The 4,699-nt window shown below is 72.2% G+C and carries 4 protein-coding genes and 1 pseudogene; 2 read left to right on the top strand and 3 right to left on the bottom strand.

The features are described from left to right. Positions 1-956: alpha/beta fold hydrolase (locus AB0D08_RS40280; protein WP_359895338.1), on the bottom strand; the 956-nt coding region annotated here is incomplete at its 3' end. A 105-nt stretch (positions 957-1,061) separates the two neighbouring features. On the opposite strand from AB0D08_RS40280, the gene AB0D08_RS40285 reads away from it, so the two are divergent. Next, on the top strand, positions 1,062-1,325 hold the full coding sequence (locus AB0D08_RS40285; RefSeq protein WP_359895340.1) for a hypothetical protein: 264 nt from the start codon (positions 1,062-1,064) through the stop codon (positions 1,323-1,325). Then, positions 1,303-2,463, top strand: a complete 1,161-nt coding sequence (pstS, locus tag AB0D08_RS40290; RefSeq protein WP_359895342.1) for a phosphate ABC transporter substrate-binding protein PstS — start codon at positions 1,303-1,305, stop codon at positions 2,461-2,463. The genes AB0D08_RS40285 and pstS overlap by 23 nt, the downstream gene beginning before the upstream one ends. Before the next feature lie 467 nt (positions 2,464-2,930). Here the strand turns inward: pstS and AB0D08_RS40295 are convergent, their stop codons facing one another. Next, on the bottom strand, positions 2,931-4,403 hold the full coding sequence (locus tag AB0D08_RS40295; RefSeq protein ID WP_359895343.1) for an FAD-dependent monooxygenase: 1,473 nt from the start codon (positions 4,401-4,403) through the stop codon (positions 2,931-2,933). Between the two features lie 98 nt (positions 4,404-4,501). After that, positions 4,502-4,699: pseudogene (locus AB0D08_RS40300) on the bottom strand (nuclear transport factor 2 family protein); the annotation flags it as partial.

Below are 4,699 nucleotides of genomic sequence, written 5' to 3' on the forward strand. Positions count from 1 at the left end.
CGGGGGGTGTCGACGCCCATGACGTACATGCCGTGGTTGAACGCCCAGCGTGCGGTGGCGTTGTCGGCCATGACCGCGTCGAGGGCGGCGTCGAGGTCGGGGGCGTGCTCGGCGCGCAGCAGGCGCTCGGCCTCCTCGCGGTCGTGGGGGGTGAAGCGGACGGAGACCTGGCCGAGGTCGAAGACGCCGTCGACGGCTATGCAGGCGGCCAGCCGGTGTTCGAAGGCGGCGGCGCGCGGGGCGAGGAGGCCGCCCATGCTGGAACCCAGCAGCGCGATCCGGCTGTTGTCGACCTCCGGGAGGGTCTCGGCGAAGTCGATCACGGGGGTGATGACGTTCTCCCAGTCGGTCCGGAAGACCAGGCCCTGGTGGTGGAGCGGTCCGGGCTGGCCGGGGCCGTCGAAGGCCAGCACGGTGTAGCCGCGCTCCACGGCCGCCAGCGCGCCGCCGAAGTGCATCTCCTCGGCGGTGCCGTCGAAACCGGAGTGCATGATCACGGTCGGGCGCGGCGTGCCGGTGGTGTCGACCCGGTAGAGGTAGCCGGGCAGGGTGGTGCCCTCGTAAGGGATGGCGACCGGCTCGATGACCGGGGTGGTGAAGAGTGCGGCCGCCGCCCGGAAGCAGGCCACGCTGCGGTCGTAGGCGTGGTCGTGGCGCGGGTCGCACGGGTGGCCGTGCAGGAAGAACTCGGCGGAGCGGTAGTAGTTGGACGCCCGCAGGAACCCGTCGCGGGCGCTGACCTTGTGACCGGCCTTCAGTGCGCGCTCGGCCTCGTCCGCCACCCGGTCCGCGGTGGCGAGCCACTCGGTGTGCCAGCTGTCGTAGTCGCCCTCGGTGATGCGCTCGCCGGTGGCGACGACCTCGCCGAAGTCGGCGCCGCCGTAGGCGATGTGGCTCATCGAGCGCAGGGTCTCGTACCAGAACTGGGTGTTGTTCGGGAACAGCAGGTTCTTCATGACGGCCTCCTCGGCATTAAGCACTGATCTGTGCTTACAGTGAGGACTGTAGTCCCTTGAGGGGCCATTAAGCAAACATCTGTGCCTAGCGCGTGGGGTGAGGAGATGCCTCCGAAACAACCCTCCGAACGCACCCGCAGGAACCCCGAGCAGGTCCGCGCAGTCGTCCACCAGGCGGTCATCGACCTGCTGACCGCCTCCGACGGCGCCGACCCCACCATCCTCGCCATCGCCCAACGCGCCGGCGCGCGCAAGAGCCAGCGCGTCTTCGTGGCACCGATCCCCCGGGTGGGTGAGAGCGAGGAGGTGACGGCATGTCGGGATCGGGGTGTGCGGGAGCGCGCCCATGGTGGCTGCGTCCGCCGCTGACGTCGTCCTGGAGACCGCCATGCCCCGACGGGCTGCCTTCCGCTTCCGTTTCCTGACCTCCACCGCCGTGCTCGCCGTTCTGGCATCCGCCTCCGCCTGCGGGTCGGAGAGCTCGCCGAGCTCGCCCCCCTCCGGTTCGGCGAGTGGGGCCTCGATCGCCTGCGCCGGGTCCGGCCAGTTGCTCGGGGCCGGCTCCACCGCCCAGGGCAATGCGATCGACGTGTGGAAGGCCGCCTTCGGTGCGGCCTGTCCGTCCGTCACCGTCAACTACGGCGCGGTCGGCTCCGGCGCCGGTGTCCAGCAGTTCAACGAGGGCAAGGTCGCCTTCGCCGGTACCGACGCGGCCCTGAAGCCAGCCGACGTCGACGCCTCCAAGCAGGTCTGCACCGGCGGCCAGGCCATCGACCTGCCGATGGTCGCCGGACTGATCTCGATCGTCTACAACGTGGACGGCGTCGACAAACTGACCCTGGACTCCCCCACCATCGCCAAGATCTTCAACTCACAGATCACCAAGTGGAACGACCCGGCGATCGCCGCCCTCAACCCCGGCGTGAACCTGCCCGACGCCGAGATCCAGAGCATCCACCGCTCGGACGATTCCGGCACCACCGCCAACCTCACCGCCTACCTCGCCGCGACCTCGAACGGCGCCTGGCCCTACCCGCCGAGCAAAGCCTGGGCGGGCCAGGGCGGCCAGTCGGCAAACGGCAGCGCGGGCGTCTCGGCCCAGGTGAAGCAGGTCAAGAACTCGATCGGCTACGTCGAGCTCTCCTTCGCCCAGACCAACAACCTCAAGAGCGCGCAGATCGCCACCGGCGCCCCCTCCCCGGTCGAGGCCACCGCGGCGAACGCCGCCACCACCTTCGCCTCCTCCAAGGTCGTCGGCACCGGCGGCGACCTGACCCTCGACCTCGACTACGCGACCACGGCGCCGAACGCCTACCCGATCGTCCTGGTCACCTACGAGATCGTCTGCGACAAGGGCAACAAGTCCGCGTCGCTGGACGCCCTGAAGGCCTTCCTCACCTACACCAGCAGTGCCCCCGCCCAGCAGTCCATCGGCTCAGTCGGCTACGTCACGCTGCCCCAGGAAGTCGCCTCCAAGGTCCAGGCGGTCATCCCGACACTCTCCTGATCCGGCCGGCTCCCGGCCGCGGGCCCGTCGGACCAGCGGCGGCGGAGCCACCCCCGCGGGGACGAACCGTTCAGGAGCCCGGGTCGCGGGGCGGCGATTCCTCGAACCGGGTGGGCGGCCGGGGCCGGGCCAGGAGGGTTCGGCACCTCGGCCGGCGTTGAGGTTCTGGGCTCGATCCCCTGTGACGGACACCCCTGACCAGGGTGTCCGTCACAGCGGATCAAGCTCACGGGGACTGTCCGGTGCTGTCCGCCGCACGTGTTCACCCGGCCCTGCCGGAGGGGTGTGCGGCCTGTGTCCACTGCAGCGGTGTCGCACCGGAACACGCCGCATTGCTTCCTGCGACCACTCGATGGACCAGCGACCACCGAACGCCGCCGGAGCGGGGCCACCGCTCGTCCCGGTGGCCGTCCACCGTGGAAGTGGACGCCCGGGCGCGGCCGGCGGGTGGGCTCACCGGGCGGCGTTCAGCGGCGCAGGGTGCGCAGGGCCGCGCGGCAGTCCCCGGCGCGGCGCTGCGGGTCGGTGTCGGTGGCGGCCCAGGCGATCCGGGCGTCCGGCCGGATCAGGACGGCGGTGACGTCCCGCCAGACCGGATGCGATTTCTCGGCATTGACGGCCACCGTCCGGTGGTCCAGGCCGGGCGCGAAACACGGCGTGCGCGTTGCGCCGAGGTCCAGCAGCAGCGGTCGGCCGTGATGCATCAGCGGGTGGGGGGTGGGCGCGTCGGCGACGTCCAGGGCGAGTCCGGCCAGTCGCGTGCCGGTCAGTGGGTGCGCATCGGGTGCGGTGCCGGCGGGGAGCGGGTCGTCGAAGCCGGCGATCCGTCGGGCCCACTGCCGGTTGGTCCGCGGTTCGGCCAGCGCGGCGGACCAGACCTCGCGCAGCGCGATCTGCTCCGGGCTCGCCGCCGCGAACAGGGCCAGCTGCGCACGGGTGTTGTCGATGACCGCGCGGGCGGCCGGCCTGCGCTCCGTGTCGTAGCTGTCGAGCAGTCCGTCGGGCGCCCGGCCCTGGAGGGTGGCGGCCAGCTTCCAGCCCAGGTTGGTGGCGTCCTGGATACCGAGGTTCATGCCCTGCCCACCGGCGGGGAAGAACATGTGCGCCGCGTCCCCGGCCACCAGGACCCGTCCGGCCCGGTACCGCGCGGCCTGCCGGGTGGCGTTGCCGTAGCGCGACAGCCACCGGGGGTTGCGGATGCCCAGGTCCCGTCCCAGCAGTGCGCGGGTCTGCTCGCGCACCTCCTCCAGGGTCAGCGGTTCGCCGGCGCTGCGGTGCACGGTGACCGTGGACAGGCCCGCCAGCCGGTGGACGCCGTCGCCGATCGGGGCCACCAGGAACGAACCGGCCGGCCCGGTGGCGGCCAGCGGCCCCGTGGGCGGGTCGTCCAGTTCGACGTCGGCGAGCCACCCGGTCATGGTGGTGTCCTGACCGGGGAAGGCGATGCCGGCCGCCTGGCGTACCGCGCTGCGGGTGCCGTCGCAGCCCACCACCCAGCGGGCCCGCACGGTCCGGTGGGAGCCGTCGGCCCGGATCACCGCCTCGACGCCGTCCGGGCCCTGGGTGAGCGAGACGACCTCCTCCCCGCGCAGCACCCGGGCGCCCACGGCGCGTGCGTGCTCCTCCAGGAGCTGCTCGGTGACGGACTGACCGAGCGCCAGCATGAACGGGTGCACCGCCCCGACCGTGGAGAAATCCAGCCGGGTGGTCGCCGCGCCGAAGTGGCCGGTCGGCACCGGCGTGCCGCGTTCGATGAACCGCTCCGCGAGGCCGCGGGTGGCGAAGGTGTCCAGCGTGCCGGCCTGCACGCCGACCGCGCGCGACCGTCCGTCCGGTGCGGCCCGGCGTTCCACGACGGTCACCTCCACCCCGTGCAGACGCAACTCCGCGGCCAGCCAGAGCCCCACCGGGCCGGCCCCGGCGATGAGCACATCGAGCATGACAACCACTTCCTCTCGCTTTGGGGACGATGCGCCGTGACGGCGACGCGGCGATGGCCCCTGTCCCCGCGCATCGGGCGCCAGGCGGGCCATGTGGCTCAGCGGGCGCTGCCGAGGTTCCGGTCGGCGTCGGCGCCTTCGAGCATGAGGGTGGTCTCCTCGATGCGGCGGAAGCGGCCGTCGGCGGCGAACTCGGCGAAGAGGTAGACCTCCATGCGGACGGTGGAGCCGTCGGTCTTGGTGACGGTCATGGTGTGGCGGTCGGCGTAGCGGTCGCCGTCGGTGAGCTCGTCGTG

The organism is Kitasatospora sp. NPDC048540 (genome assembly GCF_040651175.1).
GTDB lineage: Bacteria > Actinomycetota > Actinomycetes > Streptomycetales > Streptomycetaceae > Kitasatospora.

Bases quoted from the DNA above. Each gene is read 5' to 3' on its own strand.
- AB0D08_RS40295 (WP_359895343.1), bottom strand. From the start codon at position 4,403: ATGCTCGATGTGCTCATCGCCGGGGCCGGCCCGGTGGGGCTCTGGCTG.
- AB0D08_RS40285 (WP_359895340.1), top strand. From the start codon at position 1,062: ATGCCTCCGAAACAACCCTCCGAACGCACCCGCAGGAACCCCGAGCAG.
- pstS (WP_359895342.1), top strand. From the start codon at position 1,303: ATGGTGGCTGCGTCCGCCGCTGACGTCGTCCTGGAGACCGCCATGCCC.